Origin of the sequence: Brevibacillus sp. BD137 (assembly GCF_041644655.1) — a bacterium.
Lineage (GTDB): Bacteria > Bacillota > Bacilli > Brevibacillales > Brevibacillaceae > Brevibacillus > Brevibacillus brevis_D.
Genome location: NZ_JAOTNO010000011.1, coordinates 89788 through 107519 on the forward strand (window position 1 = coordinate 89788; position 17732 = coordinate 107519).

Below are 17732 nucleotides of genomic sequence, written 5' to 3' on the forward strand. Positions count from 1 at the left end.
AGGTTTGTTCTTTACTGATGTACAAGCTGTTTCTGTAGTGCAAGCGCGAGCTCCAAAGACTCGACAGCATGATCAACATTGATGATCGATTGTGTATGGTCCGTAAAGCATTGAATGGCATGCCGCAAGCTCTCTTCATACGGATTGACGGGTTGGAGAACGAGCTCATTCTTGCCTGAGGATGTGTATTCCCATAAGAAAGATTCCGTTTGACCATGGCTGTCGGCTTCCTGAAAGACGAGCTTTGCCTTCTCGAAGTACGCCTCGTAACCAACAGTGAATGGGTACGAGGTCGGCATCTGCGAGGAGGCGACTATTTCAGCATACGCATCAGGGTAACAAAAACACGAGCGGACGATGGACTGTTTTTTATCCAATGATTCTGCCCCCCATGCGCTCATACTGGCATTGCGACCGAACAGCCATGTTACGAAGTCCAGCTCGTGGATCATCAGATTGGTCGTAATGGAGGACAAGCCCAGATCCCCCCATAAGGGAGCTGTTTCTCTTTTGAGCGAGAGGGAGAGGAGCTGTCCGTACTTGTTTTCTGTCTGAGCACTGCGAAGGTAGGCGTACGCCGGGTCAAATTTGATAAACTGATTCACCAACAGCTTTTTCCCTGATCGGTCCCTTGCGTGTTTCATGGCTTGTGCATCGTCTAGCGTATAACAAACCGGTGTTTCGCAGAATACATGCTTTCCGTTTTCGAGTGCTTCTACTGCGAATTGCCGATGCAGCTGCGAAGGTAAGCAAATGTCCACGACATCGATAGTAGGATCGCGCATGATCTCGTCAATATGGTCTGTAATCTCCACATGTAGCTCTTCCTGTAGCTTTTGCAGCTTCGATTCATTTCGACCGAAAACTACCACTCTATCCACACCATCGATTTTTTTCAGCAGATGTGCATGGTACGCACCAAAGCCAGTTCCTAATACTGCAATATTCATCCTGCATCCCTCCCATCATGATAGCTCTATGATATCTTTGTATTGTTGACAGCATCGTGTCATCAATTTGGCCGCGTTGAAAAATAGAGTGGTCGTTTTGTCGTGGAGGCTGGAGATGAGACTGCATCGATTGATTGCGATTTTGCTGCTGATTGAATCAAGGGGAAAAATGAAAGCAAAAGAACTCGCTATAGCGCTGGAGACGTCTGTTCGCTCGATTTATCGGGATATTGACGCACTGTCCCAAGCAGGGATTCCGATCGCGGCAACCTCGGGGCCTGGCGGTGGAATTTATTTGATGGAAGGATATACGGTCAATCTGAAACAGCTGTACGTCGATGATGTCGTGCACTTGTATTTGACCGGGATGGGGATTCATGTAGGGCAGGATACCGAGACTGGACACAAATTAACGTCTGCTTTGCTCAAATTGGAAAAGACGTTGCCGCAGATTTATCGGCCGGATATAGAAAAAGCGAAGAAGCGTTTCTATTTCGATGAGACGCCATGGTGGGAAGAGAGAGTAGTCATACCGAATCTGGAGGTTTTGCGGGCAGCGGTTTGGCGATCAAGCAAAGTCGTCATTGCCTATCGCAAAATGGATGGGAGCAGCTCGTCACGCACGGTATGTCCCTACGGTCTCGTCGTGAAAAAAACGGAGTGGTATCTCGTTGCTTACTGTGAAAACGCGCAGGAGGTTCGAACATTTAAGTGCGAGCGGATTCCTTCTGTTCATGTACGGGAGGAGGCATTCGAGATTCCAGAGAGCTTTTCGTTGGCAGGTTATTGGACGAATCAGGAGGCGGCGTTCAAGCAGGCTTGTCGTGAAGTCGAATATTTTCCTGTCGTGATCAGGTTGCATGCTGAAAAGCCGGCTGTGCGAGAGAGGCTGGAGGTGATTTCCGCTGTGCAGCAGGGAGAGTATGAGCAATTGACGGTTAATTTGTACAGCTATGAAAGAGCATGTCGCGATATTTTGGATATGATCGGACATATGGAGGTTATGGAGCCAGCGGAATTAAGAGCTTTTGCAAAAGAGAGACTGCGAGAATGGATAGCACTGTATACGTAGCGTACGCCTAAAGGCTTCGCACCAAGTCGATGCGAAGCCTTTAGCGGGAAAGAATGGGATAACTCGCGAGCACATGCTGTTTGAAGCTCTCATAGTCTGAGGCATGTATTTGAGAGTCGTGGTCGCTTATGCACACATGCTTCATGCCAAGGCGCTGAGCGAACCGATTGCCTGCTTCTGTGATAGTATCCATGATGATCGATTGAATGCGGTAGCCACTCTGTTCGACATGAGCCAGTACATCGAGATAATGATGCAGCATCATGGGCAAGGCAGGGCTTTTCCGATAAGCTTGATCGACAACGACACAGGACAAAAAATAATAGACTTGCTCGGGAGAAGTAGTTAAATCTTCGATATCCGCGGTCGTCATCAGGCTGTCGTTAAACGTCCCTTGCGCAATTTGCAGGTAAATATGCGGCTTGACGGGAAGCAGGTTCATAAAAGCGATGATGCGACCATTCTCTTCGATCGCAACGACCGAATCGGGACGAAACAAATACCAATTGTAGCTCTCTTGGTACGGTGTAATAAATTCAGCATCATAGTATTGAAGCTCGAGTTGTTCCATTTGTCTAAAATGCTCAAGTTGCAAATGCTCCATGATCTTCATAAGCAAATCTCCTTCTTTACGCAAAGCGGCTTTGCGGTAGAGCTTCGGTTCGCAAATATAGCGAATAAATCTTTGGGTTTCCTTTGCCCGCTTAATTCTGTTCGAAAATAAAGATCGATCATTTGGTTGGTAGCGTATTCGCAAGGATTCTTGCAGTAAGAGATGCCATTCGCTGGGAAGCTCTTGCAGAGCGTGCTCTACGGCTTTTCTCTTCGGAATAATGTCTTCATGGTTGAGCGCGTAATCGATTCGGCATAAGGTGAAAACGGCGAATTCTACCCACTCATCGAGCATGAATTTCATCATGCTTTTTCCTTTCGGCGACCAATAATCATGTACGTTGTATTTCATCGTTTCCCCGACATCAAACCACTGGGTAGGGATGTGTAATGCTTCAACACTTTTCCCCATAACCGTAATGCCCCGTTGCTTGAGGATCCACCACGTCACATGATTGATATCATAGTGGCCGGATGATTGGAATGTCCCACTGTCAACATAAGGATAAGGCTCCAAGGATGGATTGGTTTTTCCGATGTCATCCAGCTGGATATACATGCCGTCCATTCTTTTAGCGAATGGGTTGGTGTTATGAAGAGCCTTATGAATATTCTTGAGCATTTCTATTTCTGCATTCGTTAACCTTCTATGCAAAAGTGTCACAAAATCAATATCACTGTTATCTTCCTCGAAGCCAGACAGAGCAATAGAACCATACAAATACACACCATAGATGACATTCGGCAGTTCTGTCATAAGCCGTTGCGTATAGTCGTGTAATAAAGGTCTAACGCTTTCCGGGATTCTCGAGTCCATAAGCAAGCTCCTTTTTGGTAATCAAGATTCGCGTGATGTTCATCCTGCAACCATCACGTTTGCATGGTCGATCATGGCTTGAACACGTTGGGGGCTTCCATAATTTTCATACCCCGAGTAAATGAGATAAAGTTTACTTGGTTTTTGATTTTCTCGCAAGATAAATCCTGTACTTGATGGGAAAATGGTTTGATAGCTGATAAGGGACACGGTATGATTATTCGGATGGCAACAACTGTTAAAGGAGGCGTTTATTGTGATTGAGCACATGCTGACAAAGGGCAAAATTTTGAGGGGGAACTCGCGTAAGTAGCCCGTAAACCCGTGATCTTCCCTGATTTTGAAAGGGGTATAATGGTGAGTCAATTATCAACGGATATCATTGTTCGGAATTTTCAAAAGGGAGACTTCCCGTTACTTGGCGAGCTATATCAAGCTGTTACTGCAAAAGAAAACGCGACGTTTTGGTGGGGCGGTGAAGAAGCAAATTGGTGTAATGTCTATAGTGCATTTGAAAATGGAAAAATGATTGCGAAGGGGCAAGTCAGTATCATAAATACGATCCCTCCAGGACGTTCAGAAGAAAACAAGCATTCGATCTACGTGAATCTAAAAACGCTCCCGGAGCGAGACAATGACGCCGATTTGCTAGAAAAAGTGTATCAGCATCTTCTTCAAAGAGCTCTGGAATTAAAAGAAACGTTGCCAGGTACGCACCAAACAATGCTATGCGTCGGCAACGATTCTTCCGAAACTGGGAACAACCAATTTTTCACTCAAATGGGATACAAGCATTTGAATTGCTTGTATCAGATGAAGCGAGATTTACTGGAGCCTATTCCCGTGTTAACGCTGGACGAAGACTTTGACTTTTCGTATTGGAAAATGGAGAGCCCAGAGGAAGAAAAAGATTACTTGAATGTGGAAGCCACGATTTGGCCGGATGCTCCATTAGGACTTGAACGATTGTCCGAATACAAGAGGAAAGCGCTCTGGACATCGATGGTGATTCGTCATAACGATACGATAGTTGCCGGCTCGATGGCATGGCGAGAAGAAGACGAAGGAGTAATCGAGGATGTTTTCGTACAAGAACCTTGGAGGAAGCGTGGGTTTGCGAAGTTTTTACTGGCAAAAGCATTGGAATATCTAAAATCGCATGAGCTGAAATCCGCGCATCTCATGGTTGAAACGACGAATCTATCAGCCTTGTCTTTATACAAATCGGTTGGATTCGAGGTAGAGAAAGAAGAGATCAGATATTATACAGAACTGAAATAAGGAAGATGAAAAGAGGGAGCGCTAGAGAGGCTTCCCTCTTTTTTATGCAATTTGATTCGGAATTCTCTTGCAAGAAATGAAAAGTTAAGGTAAAAGTTGGATGTATCTCATACCGATACAATAGAGAGGACCACGCACATGAAGGATAAGAAGGGAAGGAACAGCGATGAACTTTTTCAAAAAGCTATTCGGCGGTACGAACAACGGAGAAAAGTCAAAGGACGGCACTACCATTTACACATATGACCAGCAGGCAACGTATGAACCACCAGCTCCCATGGAATATGTAGAAGAAATCGGAAACCACTTTCAAACAGTATTTGCGGGAAGAGAAAGCAGTGTTTTTCACGAAATTATTTCCGATACGATCCATATTGATGTGAATGTGATGAGCCCTACAGAAGAAGAGCCATTTTGGGTTCTGTATACGAATGGGATGAGTGATTTACCGATGACGATCCCGGATGAAATACAGGAGCAGATGGAAGAGAATATCGAGCGAGCAGAACTGATGATATTCTTGCCAGCTTCCTGGGAGCTGACACAAGAGTCGCTACAGGATGAAAATAACTACTGGCCAATCAGACTGATGAAGATGCTGGCGCGGTTTCCCCATCACTACAATACATGGTTGGGATACGGGCATACGATACCGAATTATCAGGAATATGAACCATATGCGGATGGCACGGGTTTAAATGGAGTCGTTCTGTTTCAGCTATCAGAAGAAATCAGTGTCATTCCTACCAAGGACGGAAACAAGATTCATGCCTATTTCTTACTTCCTTTGTATAAAGAAGAGATGGAATATAAATTGGAGCATGGCATGGATGCGCTATTGGATAAATTGTTTGAGCTGGAAGATGATGCGCTGATTTTGAATCCGAATAGAAGAAATACCTGCAAGTAAGCATATATGCATTTCCCACCCCTTTTAGCTAAAGGGGTTTTCTTATTGGCAAGCGACGCATGAGGGGCTAAAAATGAAGCTGTCGATCGACTAACAAAAATAAGATGGGGAAGGAAAACGGGTTCCATATACGTAATATAGAACCCGTTGCTACTCGGCTATGACCGAGCCAAGACAATGACGTTGTCTTTGCCTATTCGATTTCCATTCGATTAATATCACCAACATCCAAATTTCCAAGCTGTATGGAGAAACTTGGTTTCCCCGGACTTCTCAAAATATAGCCGCCCCAGTCCCGGCCGCCGTAAGCCGTATACCCAGAGATATCTATGCCAAAAATGTCTTGAATAAGTGGCTTAGTTACGGGTATGACTTCATTTAGTGCTTTAATTTTATAGTTATCTGTTTCATAGCTCACTTTATACACTTGACCTGTATTTGCTCCGATCATTACATCGTATTTCTTTTGTTTATTAATGAGCAGCCATTTATCTTCCCTTTCGTCTGAACGTTTTTTGGCTTGGGTAAAGGAAAGATTTTTTTCATTGGATAAACGCATCAAGGCTGTTTGTGCGATGGAGATGATCTTTTGATCGACGTCTTCTAAGTTGTAATACAATGTGAACCCAGTCACTTTATTTGTTGGGAAATCGACTTTGACGTTCTGTTTGTCTTCTGTCCAAAAGGAAAAATATGCTTCCTTCCCACCTTTGAAAAAACTGGTTTTTTGGAAGGTAACCTGCTGTTTCGTATTCTTAAATGCTTCTTGTGCAGTCTCTACATAGGTATGATAGGACTTCGGTAATTCGTTGATCCCAAACCTCGCGAAAACGGTAAGAACCTCTGTGGTACCAGGCTTAAAAGTTACGAGAGCTTCTCTGGTTTCTTGATCCATTGCCTGTACACTATAGGAGTCTGTGTCTTTCTCAATCACTCCAAATGGGAAAGTTTTCTGAATGCCACTCGCATCTTGTATGGCTTTTTGAGCAGCAGCAAAATACGTTTGTTCTTCAGGAGTCAAGGCTGCTGCACTACTCGTCGATTCTGCTGGTGCAGAAAATGGTTTCATCCAGAAAAAACCGAGCAACAGGCCGCAGGTGATCAGCCCTTTTGCCATCCATCCATAGTACATTCTTCGTTTGTTCACTTTTTGAAGTCTACCTCCTTCTTCTCGAACACCTTCTAATATTGCTTGGCTTCGTTCTCGGGAAAGGGTTTGCTCAGGGAATTGATTCAATTCTTCCAGAATGATCTGCTCATCACATGATGGCATCGTTCATCACCTCCGCAATTGAAACATGCCTTTTGTTTTGAATCGCTTTTATTGCTCTATGCAAAGTAAGATTGACCTTGGCTTCTGTCCATCCCAAAACCTCCGCAGTCTCCTTGCTCGATAATCCCTTGATCCCTCTGAGTATCAACACGTCCCGATAAGAAGACTTTAACTGATTGATCATTTCATAGAGCAGACGCTTGTTTTCGCTTAACATCAGCGACTCTTCCGGTGTTTTGTCCTGCGACACGAGATGCTGTAAGAAGATATCCGGCAACCAGCTGATTAGCTTTGCCTTGCGTCTTTCATCAATGGCTACGTTACGTGCTATGGCAAACAGCCACGTTTTGGGATTCTCAACCTCTGTTCCCTGCATAGCTTTGAGGGCACGAATAAAGGTCTCTTGAACCAGATCGTCGATATCTGTTCGTCCCGTGTAATATACGAGAAACCGATATACATCCTGGCTGTATGTAAGAAACCATTGCTCAATTCGTGCACCAGAATGATCATCCACTGTGTTCCACCTCCTTGTCACTGTATAGACGGAGTAGCTGCTGACAATCTTTCACTTTCATGAAAAAAAACGAGACACCCGGGCAGATCAGTCAGGTGTCTTTGCTCTACCTCATATCCTTCAATTTCTATGTTCCACTGCTTGTAAATTTCTTTTATTAAGCTCATTGATTGGAATTTCATCTTCGATAATTAGGATGGTTGCCACTTGGATCACCTTTCGTAAAGCATAGCATGGGGATGTAATAGAGTTGTAAATAAAAAAGCGGAACGCAGATTAATCGCGTCCCACTCCAATAGCGGTTCTAGCCCATAAAAGTGATTTCAATTCGTGTTTTAAACCGATCGGTAACAACCCCATGCTGGAATCTGTTGATTATACCTGATCCACATTATAGGGAATGTTTTAGTTATACCTGTTCGGACGATTTCTTTTTGAAGAGAAAATGATCACTGTAATTAACTCAGATCTGCTTGTTTCATTTTTCTACAGAAGAAGTATTTATTTTGCTTCCGTGTCTATCCTTAGAACCAATAAGGTAAATTACTATTCCTAAACTTAAATAAACTAGTGAATCAGTTATAACTTTTAGAAAAGGAGTATTCCATTTAATAGGAAAAAATGGAACTACTATTATAGTCATTATTGATAAAAAAAGGGTTGCTACCCGTAAATATGATAATGTGTTTCTTAATGCTTTTTTATCTGACTTTTCAACAAAATGACTAATAAAGTCGAACAGTACAAAGAAAAAACCAGCTAGCGAAAGGCTGAAAATATTTTTGAACTCTATGGTTATTAACCCTACCATTTTTAAAGCTCCTAAAATGATAAAACCTATACCAAAGAATTTTATGATTAACGAAAAAATATTCATCATGATGCTCCTTCCTTCTTAAAATACTTGAGTTAAACAGGCATCTCACTCATTTTCTTACGATGATTAAAGAATTGTATGATCCCCCAAAATTTGTCTGTAGAACACCACCTTATTATTACTAGGCTCCTTTGTTATTTTACAAAAATACCAATAAATTACATATACATTCAAACCAAAAGAGGGCACTAGTCCCTCTTGCGAATAACTAATTATGATATGTCCTTCGTGATCAACATCCGGTACATTTTCCACATGTGCTGATTAATAAAGGAAGACCTATACGCTAAAAAATTCTTTCGCAGTCTTGGTAGTAGCGCTGGCTACTTCCTCAGAGCTCAATCCCATACACCCCGCGACCGCGTGCAAAATATGCCTCAAATACATGGGCTCATTCCGACCATCCACAGGCTTTTCTTTCAAATCACGAGGAGTTAAAAATGGCGCGTCCGTTTCAATCATCAAACGGTTCAAGGGAATCTTTTTGACAAGCTCCCGAAGATGCTTCCCACGTCTTTCATCACAAATCCATCCCGTAATCCCGATATGGAAGTCCATTTCTAAATAGGCTTCCAATTCCTTGGAGGTTCCCGTAAAACAGTGTACAACCGCTCGATTGATAGTTTGACGATGCTCTTTGAGAATCGAGACAAAATCAAGATGAGCATCGCGTTCATGCAAAAACAACGGCAGTTGAAGTTCTGTGGCCAGGGAGATTTGTTCGATGAACCACTTTCTTTGAATATCACGGGGGGAGAAGTCACGGTTATAATCCAGCCCGCACTCTCCAATCGCTACCACATGGGGAAGCGATGCGAGTTCTCTTAATTTCTTGATCGTCGATTCATCACAGCTTTTTGCATCGTGAGGATGAATACCTGCCGTAGTGTACAGTTTTCCTTTGGAGCGACTCGCATATCGGGAGGCATCCATACTGTTTCTCAAGCTTGTCCCTGTCAAAATTAATGGGGATATTCCTTGTTTCTCTGCTCTGGCAACGACTTCATCGCGGTCTTGTTGAAAGGAGCGGTGCATCAGGTTTACGCCTATATCGATGATCTGTGTATCCAAGAGAATCAATCCTTCCTAGTAACACGTATGAGTGTGTGCTGATTTTTGCTAAAGTTCCCATTTTTGGTTGTTTTTCATTATAGCTGATGGAGTTGTTAAGTTCTATAGACGAAAAATCCTCCCTGCTGTAACAGAGAGGACTCGTTGCTTTCTATTCTCATGAAGGAATGGCATCCAATGCTCTCCTTACTTTTCTTGCGAAAGCCAGAGGTCGTTCGACTGCTTCCATATTTACATAAATCAAGCGGGGACGATCGAATAACCATTCATTACGGATGGACGAGACTCTTATGCCTTGCTTCCGGATGGCTGTAATGAAAGGATTGACTTCTTTCTGCAAGAACGCGGCTCTCCCTAAACAGAGTGCTTTGCCCGTTTTTGGATTCAAGGATTCGAACGAAAAAGAAGACGTCACACGAAATCTTTTCCCCAAAATGGTCGCTTTTATTTGATTGCGATTGATGGTCGCGACGCATTTTCCGCCGGCAAAGCCGGATTGCCCCCTGATAATTCTGGAGAACTGCTCACAAAGCGAGGTTTTTTTGGGCATTCCTCGTTTCCTCCCTGTTTTTGTTTATCGTATGAAGACAGGTACAGGACGGAAACGGATGATGGCCTATTCTGCTGTGGATGAAACGAGTAAGGACAGAGCGTCAGAAGAGGTCAATAGCTTTAGTCAACTCCTTTTAATGATTCAATCATATTGATGTTGGTTACTTTTCTTTGAAGTAGCAAATTGGACAGAATCGTTAGCAAGTAGGCAAGAATAACAGAAACCAACAGGATAGGAATCGTTAATTGATCCGGGATTTGTTGGTGGGTACTAGACAGTGCTTTGACAATCACGGAATAAACGTAACTGCTTATCGGTAAAGCTACAAGGATCGCAAATGTAGTGAGTATCAGGTTTTCAAAAAAGATAAGTCGGTTTATTTTATGTTTTTGATAGCCTAATACCTTAAGGGTGGCAAGCTCGCGATTCCTTTCATAAATGTTGATGGAAGAGATCGAGTATATCGCGCCAAAATAAAGGATGACGGCGCAAACAATAAACATGATAAATACGAAATTGTTTTGTTTCAAAATATATTCCCCGGTTTTCTTTAGATCAGCTCTATCTGCAAGGGCTTCTACATGCGGGTCTTGTTCAAAGAAGTTACGAACACTTATAAGATCTGCAGTGCTATTTGCTTCAACGAAAAGCGAGGTTGGGCTGTAGTCTATACCAAAGCTCTTTAAATAGTTTGGTGTGAGATAAAACGAAGGATTCGAATACTGCGTAGATATATGTAAAACCTTCATATCTACAGATTTGTTTTGAAGCTCTGGTCCTTTGAACGTGATAGGGATGTTATCTCCTACTGAAATATGATATTTGTCAGCATAGGATTTTGGTACCAGCACGCCATTATTTTCTAGCGTGATCCGATTTTTATTTTCGTCAAAGAAATGAATGAGAGTGTTTTCTTTTTCAGTAACAACGAGAGTGGCATTATCTTTTTCATCACCTTTTATGAATTCAACAGGAAAGGTGGATAAAGAATAACCATTTTTTATCCCGGAGGGGAGCTTTACTGTATCAATAGATGTTCCCGGCATATAATCTACTCGTAAATCATACGTATAAACCGCTTCCATTTGACTCGCTACCTTTTGCAGGGCAGATTGAGTACCAAAAGCAGTGATCAATAAGACGGTGCTTACAACAACACCAATGGAGCTCGCTATCGCTTTTTGTTTATGGAGGAAAATGTTTCGTAAGATGAGTTTGTAGCTATAGGAAATATGACTCCAAATACCTGGAATTCTTTCTATCAATAGCGTTTTCATCTTCTTTGGCGGTTTGGGACGCATAGCCTGAGCCGCACATTCTTTTAATATGCTTCTACCACTTAAGTAACACGCCAGGATTCCAAAAGCACTGGAGAAAATAATAGGAGGAATGAAAGTGTAAAAAGAAAGGGAGTATGTAATGCCAGGCAGAGAGTAGGCTCTTGCACTCGATGCCGTTACAAATGGAACAAATACGAGTGCGGCAATCGTACAACCAATGATTGAACCAATGATGCTGGCCAGCACAGGGTATCCCATGTAATGAAGCATGATGCTTCTGTTTTTGACACCTAAAGCCTCCATAATCCCTACTTGGTTTCTTTGAGAATCAATCATTCTCGACATGGTAAGAAACAGGATAATGGCGACAATCAAAAAGAGAACGAACGGGATAACCATACTCATCAATTTATTGTTATGGATCGTTTCATTCATTTTCGAATAGCTGAAAGTCCGTTCTTTCCTGACTTGATTTACATAAGGAAGGTGTTTGGATTGTGCTTCAATGGATTGACCTAATTTGTCTATATCGTAACCTTCTGTAGCATCGATCATGATCTCATTATAAGAAAGGCCACCTAAGATTTCAGAGAGGGTCTCTTCGGTTATATAAGCGACTCCGTAGGTTTTATGGTCTTGTATTTCGTTCTTTTTGGCATGTTCGACATTCTCACCTAGACCGCTAATGGTAAATGTAAAATTTCTTTCATTCGCACGAATGCTGATTTCATCACCGACTTGAAAAAGATGTTCTTTTGCATAACGCGAATCTACTACTATCTCATTCTTTTTGGACGGAATTTTGCCCTCAATCAGAGCAATCGTGTTAATTTCGTTTTTGACAGGGATGGAATGAATCTTCAATGTAGCTTTTTCGCCTTCAAAGGCTTGCGTGGCATCAAAGGTATAACGTGCTTCTATTTTTTTAATGCCTTCTATTTCATTTAAAATAGCGACATCATTTTGGGAGATTTGATTGTAAAATACATACAGGTCGCTTATGTTATGTTCTTGAAAATAACCTTCTGTATAAGTACTAAGATTATTGCTATAAGTTACGAGCCCTCCATAGAAAAAGGCTCCTACTGCGATAACCAAAACAAAGGCGATAAATTGCCCGATCGATTGTTTGATATCCCTTCCTAATTTTAAAAATAATTTCATGATCACCACTCAATCCCTTCCACACTTTGCTTTTCCTGATGAATGGTAACGCTTTCAATCATCCCGCTTTTTACCTTAATAACCTTGTCAGCCATTGGAGCAATCGCGGAATTATGTGTGACCAATACGACGCATTTTTTCGTTTCTTTGTTCAAATCCTGGAGAAGCTTTAAGACAGACTTACCTGTCACATAATCCAATGCTCCGGTTGGTTCATCACAAAGTAAAAGCAAAGGATTTTTGGCAACAGCTCTCGCGATTGCAACTCTTTGTTGTTCGCCACCAGAGAGCTGAGAAGGGAAGTTCTTCATGCGATTTTGTAATCCAACTTTATGTAAAATCTCTTTCGCATCCAGATGGTTTTTGCATACCTCTGTGGCAAATTCAACATTTTCGAGAGCGTTTAAATTCGGAATTAAGTTATAAAATTGAAAGACAAAGCCAACTTTCTCACCGCGGAATTGCGTTAATTTTTTTTCGTTGAATGTGGTGATTTCTTGGTCGCCAACAAATACTTGACCTGAGGTAGCCGTATCCATTCCGCCTAGCAAATTCAAAATCGTACTTTTACCAGCGCCACTTGCACCCAAAATAACGACGAATTCTCCCTCTGCTATGGAAAAATCAACACCATTAAGCGCCTTGATTGGCACTTCTCCAATTTTGTATTCTTTCGTTACTTTTTTGAATTCGATTAAAGTCTTCACGGATTACATCTCCTCGTATCTAAATTTCGAAGCTTACCTACCATAATATACCAAGGGGGAGTGGTTACATCCCGCAGTCGATGTATTTTGACCTCAGTCTCCAGAAGGAGTTTGTTCGCGCTGTTAACACCTCACATGTTTCCGTTTGAAGCCAAGCTGACCTTTACTTACTGCCTTTTGAATATGATCGAAAGCGTTTAGGAACTTGCTTTTTGCTTTGTCTTTTTGGACTTCTACTGGACCTACTTCCTTCGCGATTTCGACCGCCTTATCGTGGAGTGGCAAATAGGAGGTTCCCACGGTGTAAATAAATTGATTCATAGCGTATTTCGTGCGTTCGGGAGCATCGTGAATCGTTTTTTTTACAGTTTCAAGCATATTGCTAAGTTTGGTTTCAGAAAATTCATGATCGGGGCGATTACCCAAAAGCCAGCAGTAACAGCTCCAGCCCGCAGACATTCTGAGCTCTTCGCCGCTTGTGATCCATTGATCGGCAACTTCTTGGGCAATATCTGCTTCCGATAAGGTTACGGCAACCACATAATCGGACAGCATATAAAAATAAGCCGAATCCATCCATCGATCAAAATCTGCCTTGGTCATTGCTTTTGGATCTGCGATCACACCGGCAAAGTACATGGCGTCGTAGTTCCCGGTAGCGTAAAGCTGCTCAGCCAAGGGTTGATTGATCTTGATTTTTCTCGCCATGGGCTTCATAGCGCCTGTAGCCACGCCAAAAAGTGGTTCGTGAGCGCCATTGGATAAATAAATTTTCTTGGTTCGTTCCTTGCCGAGAGCTTCAAGCTCTTGCATGACCATCCCTACATCCATCGTATATCCCTTCTTTCGCTGTTTTCTCTCAAAGTGTCATGAAAATGATTGACGATATTATTAGTGATTATTATAATAACTACCATGAAACGTAGAGGTTATTATCATAACCACGAAAGACTAAAGGTAAGCATAAAAGGTGGTGGCTTTCTTTGGATGAAATCTATAAAGAGCTTCAGAAATTGGGATTCTCACAATATGAGTGCAAAGCATATATCGGGCTTTTAAAGCAGTCTCCTATAACTGGATATGAAATTAGTAAAAGATCGGGTGTACCGCGTTCCATGATTTATGAGGTATTGGGGAAATTGTTAGATAAAGGAGCAGTTTATACGGTACCGTCTGAACCTTTGACCTACTCTCCTTTGCCAGCAAAAGAATTAATCACGCGATTACGTAATTCCTTCGAGCAATCATTTGATTATCTTGAAAAAAATCTATCTGCATTAGAAAGTGAACAGCAAGTAGACGTAGTTCGACGCATTAGTACCGATGAGTTGGTTATCACAGAAATGGTCGATATGATAAACAAAGCCCGAGAAGAACTATGGTTATCGATTTGGCAACCACAGATTTCTTTTATTAAACAGGACGTAGATAAGCGGGTAAAAGAAGGTGTTCCTGTATTTTCTATGTTGTTTGGAGCACCCGATACGGAGTTGGGGGCAACCACTCATCATGATTACATGTCTCCGAAAGTAGCAGAGGAACGTATGAGTGGTCGTTTAACCATTGTCTCCCGGGACAATGAAGAAGTATTAATAGCAAATTTTGCTCCCAATACCGCTGCATGGGCTATAAAAACACAAGACCCAGCACTTGTATTAGTAGCAGTGGAGTACATCAGGCACGACATTATGTTTGCGCAATTAGTTAAGGAAGTTGGCCCCGAGAAAGCCGAAGCTGTCTGGATTAACCATCCTGACCTGTTCCACGTGGTTACCGGAAAACGGTTCAAGTAATTTGAACCGTATTTTCTTTCACTTTTTCATAGTAGTTATCACAATAACGCCCTAAATGTAAATAAGACGAAGGAGGGATAAAATGGGTCTGGCAAATGATCAAATCGAAACGGTGGCAGATTCAAGAGATAAGGATACTTTTCGCCAAGGTGTAAAGGATTGTGTCCCTACGTTACTCGGTTATTTAAGTATTGGATTTGCTGCTGGTGTTATCGAAAGGACAGCGGGTTTGAGTATAGCTGAAATAGCCCTGATGAGTTTAATTCTTTATGCTGGCTCCGCCCAATTTATCGCTGCCGGAATGATGGTAGCAAGCAGTTCGATTACTACCATTATTATTACCATTTTCTTTGTTAATCTTCGGCATCTTTTACTTAGTGCAGCCCTGGCACCATATTTTCGACATCTTTCTCCGCTTAGAAACATGCTGGTAGGGTCTCTACTTACCGATGAGTCGTTTGGTGTTGCGATCAACGAAGCTGCAAAAAAGAATTACATTAGTGAAAAATGGATGCACGGTCTAAATATAACGGCTTATCTAAACTGGTGCGCAGCCAATATAGCCGGAGCATTTTTGGGACAATGGATTTCAAATCCTGAAAGATTAGGTTTGGATTTTGCTTTGACAGCGATGTTTATTGGACTTCTGGTACTTTCGATGTTAAGTCGCAAAAAAATTGCACGTGATGTGGTTGTTGCGATAATCGCAGTTGTTATTGCTGTGGGAGCCAGTTCAGTGTTGTCTGGCAGTATGGGAGTTATTGTTGCTACAATTTTTGCTTCAACGATAGGGATGGTGATGGAAAAATGGAAGTAAGATGGGATGTTTTTTTGATCATTGTAGGTACAGCTATTGTTACATTCATCCCTAGAGTCCTTCCTCTTATGGTACTGAGTCGTTTTCAATTGCCAGAGTGGGCAACACGATGGTTAAGCTATGTTCCGATATCTGTTATGGCTGCTCTAGTAGCGCAAGAGATATTTAAAAATGGTGAAAATATTTCTTTTTCTACGAATCATGTTGAACTTTTAGCAGCCATACCCACCTTTTTCATTGCGATAAAAACACGTAGTTTACTGGTAACTGTTCTCGCAGGGATTATTGTCGTGATGGTATTACGTTTCTTGTTTCCGGCTTGATCGCTTCAAGATGTTCATGTGATTTCCGTTTTCTTTCCTGACCATAACTGTCAGTGAAGTTGTTTTACAATTCATTTGTACATGAAGTTACAAGGAGGGAATCACTTTGAAGGAAGTGTTAATTTTTATTACGGATGGTTTTGCTGATTGGGAGGCAAGTTACGTCAGTTCAGAGCTGAACAAGCCAGGAACAGGATATTGTGTAAAGACAATCGCCATTGATCAGGAACCTAAAGTTTCGATGGGTGGGTTAACGGTCCTTCCAGATTATAGCGTAAACGAATTCAATCCGAATGTGGATATCGCCATGTTAATCATCCCTGGCGGAACGGGATGGAGAGAAGAAAAGAATCAGCACGCAAAAGTAGTAGTTGATTATTGTGTGAAAAAGGATATTCCTGTCGCTGCCATCTGTGATGCTACGACTTTTCTGGGGAATCACGGATTTTTGGACAATCATAAACATACAGGCAATACGTTAGCTTATTTGAAGGAAGGGGCTCCGAACTACAGAGGAGATCAACATTATGTAGAGGGTCAGTCAATCTGGGACGAGAATCTCATCACTGCGAATGGAAGCGGTGCATTGGAGTTTTCAAGACATATCTTGGAGAGATTAGGCGTTTTGGAAGGCGATGCATTGAATCAATGGTACGAATTATTTAAAAAGGGCTACTTTCCCTCCTAACCGTTTGATTTGATAGGAAAGCACGAGAGCATTCACGCTTGGGTGCTTTCCTTTTTTATTCAGAAACTCATGGTCTTCGGTTCATAATGTACTAAGCCGTAATTCATAAAAATACTGCACAATTGGATGCTTTAACTTCATCTTCTCGGACATATTTAAAATCCTCTTTTTTCCAACCCTTCTGTCCACCAAGGCTAGAATATTCAATAAGATATCATTGCTCTCTATGCTTTCTTCTATAGAAGTAGATAAAAATTGATTAGCCACAACGGTAAAATTTGATTTACTTAATGATGACTGTGCTGACAAAAGCTCCTTAGCATATTCTGATATTTTTCTATTTCTTGCAATTACTTTTAGACGATCCTCTGGAACGGTCCCCTTGGTATCTTTTCTGACTGCTTCCATTTCTTCATCGTTGATAGGAATTTGGATTTCTGAATCATTCTTAATTTCCTGCTCCGTCTGATACCATCTGATTGAACTAGTCATATCACTCATAGTAAGAACGTTCTTCTTATCTACGGAAATATAACAAATTCCGGATTTATCAGGTAAATAACGGTAACCGGTTGCACGGTATTCGACCCTTCCATCTAACGCAGGACAGAGAAAGCTCTCCAGTTGTTTCTTCAATTTGCTCCAGGACATGTATCCTCCTATGTTCTCAAGGCCTTCTGCCAGTATTTACGGCAGTTACTCTTTTATTAACAATTATGCGTAACTTCTAGCTCATTATTGGCATAGATTGTTCCGTAAGTAGCACAAAGTAGCATACCACCACAAACCTCGCTGCTCACTTGGAAGTTTATGTTGTCTTCGTATGTGTCTATGCTATCAGCTCTGATTGTATCGACAAGCTTTTTCAAATGAAGGACGGGTAAGTACTTCGCTATCATATCATAGCTTGATAAATGATCTTTATTTGTATAAGGATTATATGCTTGGATGTCTTTATAAATCGGACTTGGACTATATGGATCATGTTTTTACTCATATAACCGAGATTCGTCTGGCTATTCTATAC

The 17732-nt window shown here is 41.8% G+C and carries 17 protein-coding genes and 2 pseudogenes; 7 read left to right on the forward strand and 12 right to left on the reverse strand.

Annotated features, from left to right (window positions below):
* Nucleotides 1-11: 11 nt before the first annotated feature.
* Nucleotides 12-950 (reverse strand): Gfo/Idh/MocA family protein, encoded by a 939-nt coding sequence (locus ODZ53_RS21575; RefSeq protein WP_372679926.1) that lies wholly within the window; start codon nt 948-950, stop codon nt 12-14.
* A gap of 115 nt (nt 951-1065) precedes the next feature.
* On the opposite strand from ODZ53_RS21575, the gene ODZ53_RS21580 reads away from it, so the two are divergent.
* On the forward strand, nt 1066-2022 hold the full coding sequence (locus ODZ53_RS21580) for a helix-turn-helix transcriptional regulator (protein ID WP_064203009.1): 957 nt from the start codon (nt 1066-1068) through the stop codon (nt 2020-2022).
* A gap of 652 nt (nt 2023-2674) precedes the next feature.
* Here the strand turns inward: ODZ53_RS21580 and ODZ53_RS21585 are convergent.
* A pseudogene (locus ODZ53_RS21585) lies at nt 2675-3451 on the reverse strand (aminoglycoside adenylyltransferase domain-containing protein); the annotation flags it as partial.
* A gap of 354 nt (nt 3452-3805) precedes the next feature.
* Here ODZ53_RS21585 and ODZ53_RS21590 point away from each other — a divergent pair.
* Both ODZ53_RS21590 and ODZ53_RS21595 read left to right on the forward strand, forming a co-directional pair.
* Complete coding sequence (locus ODZ53_RS21590) at nt 3806-4732, forward strand: GNAT family N-acetyltransferase (RefSeq protein ID WP_372679928.1); 927 nt, start codon at nt 3806-3808, stop codon at nt 4730-4732.
* Nucleotides 4733-4898: 166 nt separating this feature from the next.
* A complete protein-coding gene (locus ODZ53_RS21595) occupies nt 4899-5642 on the forward strand; it encodes a suppressor of fused domain protein (RefSeq protein ID WP_041749266.1) in 744 nt (247 codons plus the stop codon).
* Between the two features lie 193 nt (nt 5643-5835).
* Here the strand turns inward: ODZ53_RS21595 and ODZ53_RS21600 are convergent, their stop codons facing one another.
* The 8 genes from ODZ53_RS21600 to ODZ53_RS21635 all read right to left on the reverse strand — a co-directional run bounded on the left by ODZ53_RS21600 (nt 5836) and on the right by ODZ53_RS21635 (nt 13915).
* Entirely contained in the window at nt 5836-6915 is a 1080-nt protein-coding gene (locus ODZ53_RS21600) for a hypothetical protein (protein WP_372679931.1), read from the reverse strand.
* On the reverse strand, nt 6902-7432 hold the full coding sequence (locus ODZ53_RS21605) for an RNA polymerase sigma factor (protein ID WP_012684706.1): 531 nt from the start codon (nt 7430-7432) through the stop codon (nt 6902-6904). Before ODZ53_RS21605 ends, ODZ53_RS21600 begins: the two co-directional genes overlap by 14 nt.
* Before the next feature lie 478 nt (nt 7433-7910).
* The gene (locus tag ODZ53_RS21610) at nt 7911-8312 is read right to left on the reverse strand and encodes a hypothetical protein (RefSeq protein ID WP_372679933.1); all 402 of its coding nucleotides are present in this window, start codon (nt 8310-8312) and stop codon (nt 7911-7913) included.
* A gap of 276 nt (nt 8313-8588) precedes the next feature.
* The gene (locus ODZ53_RS21615; protein ID WP_372679935.1) at nt 8589-9389 is read right to left on the reverse strand and encodes a TatD family hydrolase; all 801 of its coding nucleotides are present in this window, start codon (nt 9387-9389) and stop codon (nt 8589-8591) included.
* A 148-nt stretch (nt 9390-9537) separates the two neighbouring features.
* Nucleotides 9538-9930: a DUF1259 domain-containing protein gene (locus tag ODZ53_RS21620; RefSeq protein ID WP_372679937.1), complete on the reverse strand. Its 393-nt coding sequence runs from the start codon at nt 9928-9930 to the stop codon at nt 9538-9540.
* A 122-nt stretch (nt 9931-10052) separates the two neighbouring features.
* Nucleotides 10053-12377, reverse strand: coding sequence for an ABC transporter permease (locus ODZ53_RS21625; protein ID WP_372680089.1), 2325 nt, complete (start codon nt 12375-12377; stop codon nt 10053-10055).
* A 2-nt stretch (nt 12378-12379) separates the two neighbouring features.
* The gene (locus ODZ53_RS21630; protein ID WP_372679939.1) at nt 12380-13084 is read right to left on the reverse strand and encodes an ABC transporter ATP-binding protein; all 705 of its coding nucleotides are present in this window, start codon (nt 13082-13084) and stop codon (nt 12380-12382) included.
* 123 nt (nt 13085-13207) lie between these two features.
* Complete coding sequence (locus ODZ53_RS21635) at nt 13208-13915, reverse strand: DNA alkylation repair protein (protein WP_372679941.1); 708 nt, start codon at nt 13913-13915, stop codon at nt 13208-13210.
* A 152-nt stretch (nt 13916-14067) separates the two neighbouring features.
* On the opposite strand from ODZ53_RS21635, the gene ODZ53_RS21640 reads away from it, so the two are divergent.
* From ODZ53_RS21640 to ODZ53_RS21655, 4 genes are all read left to right on the forward strand, one after another.
* Nucleotides 14068-14877 carry a TrmB family transcriptional regulator gene (locus tag ODZ53_RS21640; protein ID WP_012684714.1) on the forward strand — a complete coding sequence of 270 codons (810 nt, stop codon included), beginning with the start codon at nt 14068-14070 and terminating at the stop codon, nt 14875-14877.
* Between the two features lie 82 nt (nt 14878-14959).
* Nucleotides 14960-15694, forward strand: coding sequence for an AzlC family ABC transporter permease (locus ODZ53_RS21645; protein WP_372679943.1), 735 nt, complete (start codon nt 14960-14962; stop codon nt 15692-15694).
* Nucleotides 15685-16017, forward strand: coding sequence for an AzlD domain-containing protein (locus ODZ53_RS21650; RefSeq protein WP_173605791.1), 333 nt, complete (start codon nt 15685-15687; stop codon nt 16015-16017). Before ODZ53_RS21645 ends, ODZ53_RS21650 begins: the two co-directional genes overlap by 10 nt.
* A 106-nt stretch (nt 16018-16123) precedes the next feature.
* The gene (locus tag ODZ53_RS21655; protein WP_372679945.1) at nt 16124-16705 is read left to right on the forward strand and encodes a type 1 glutamine amidotransferase family protein; all 582 of its coding nucleotides are present in this window, start codon (nt 16124-16126) and stop codon (nt 16703-16705) included.
* A gap of 81 nt (nt 16706-16786) precedes the next feature.
* On the opposite strand, the gene ODZ53_RS21660 is transcribed toward ODZ53_RS21655, so the two are convergent.
* Nucleotides 16787-17356, reverse strand: coding sequence for an SF0329 family protein (locus tag ODZ53_RS21660; RefSeq protein WP_372679947.1), 570 nt, complete (start codon nt 17354-17356; stop codon nt 16787-16789).
* A 56-nt stretch (nt 17357-17412) separates the two neighbouring features.
* Nucleotides 17413-17694 (reverse strand): annotated as a pseudogene (locus tag ODZ53_RS21665) (hypothetical protein); the annotation flags it as partial.
* Nucleotides 17695-17732: the final 38 nt, after the last annotated feature.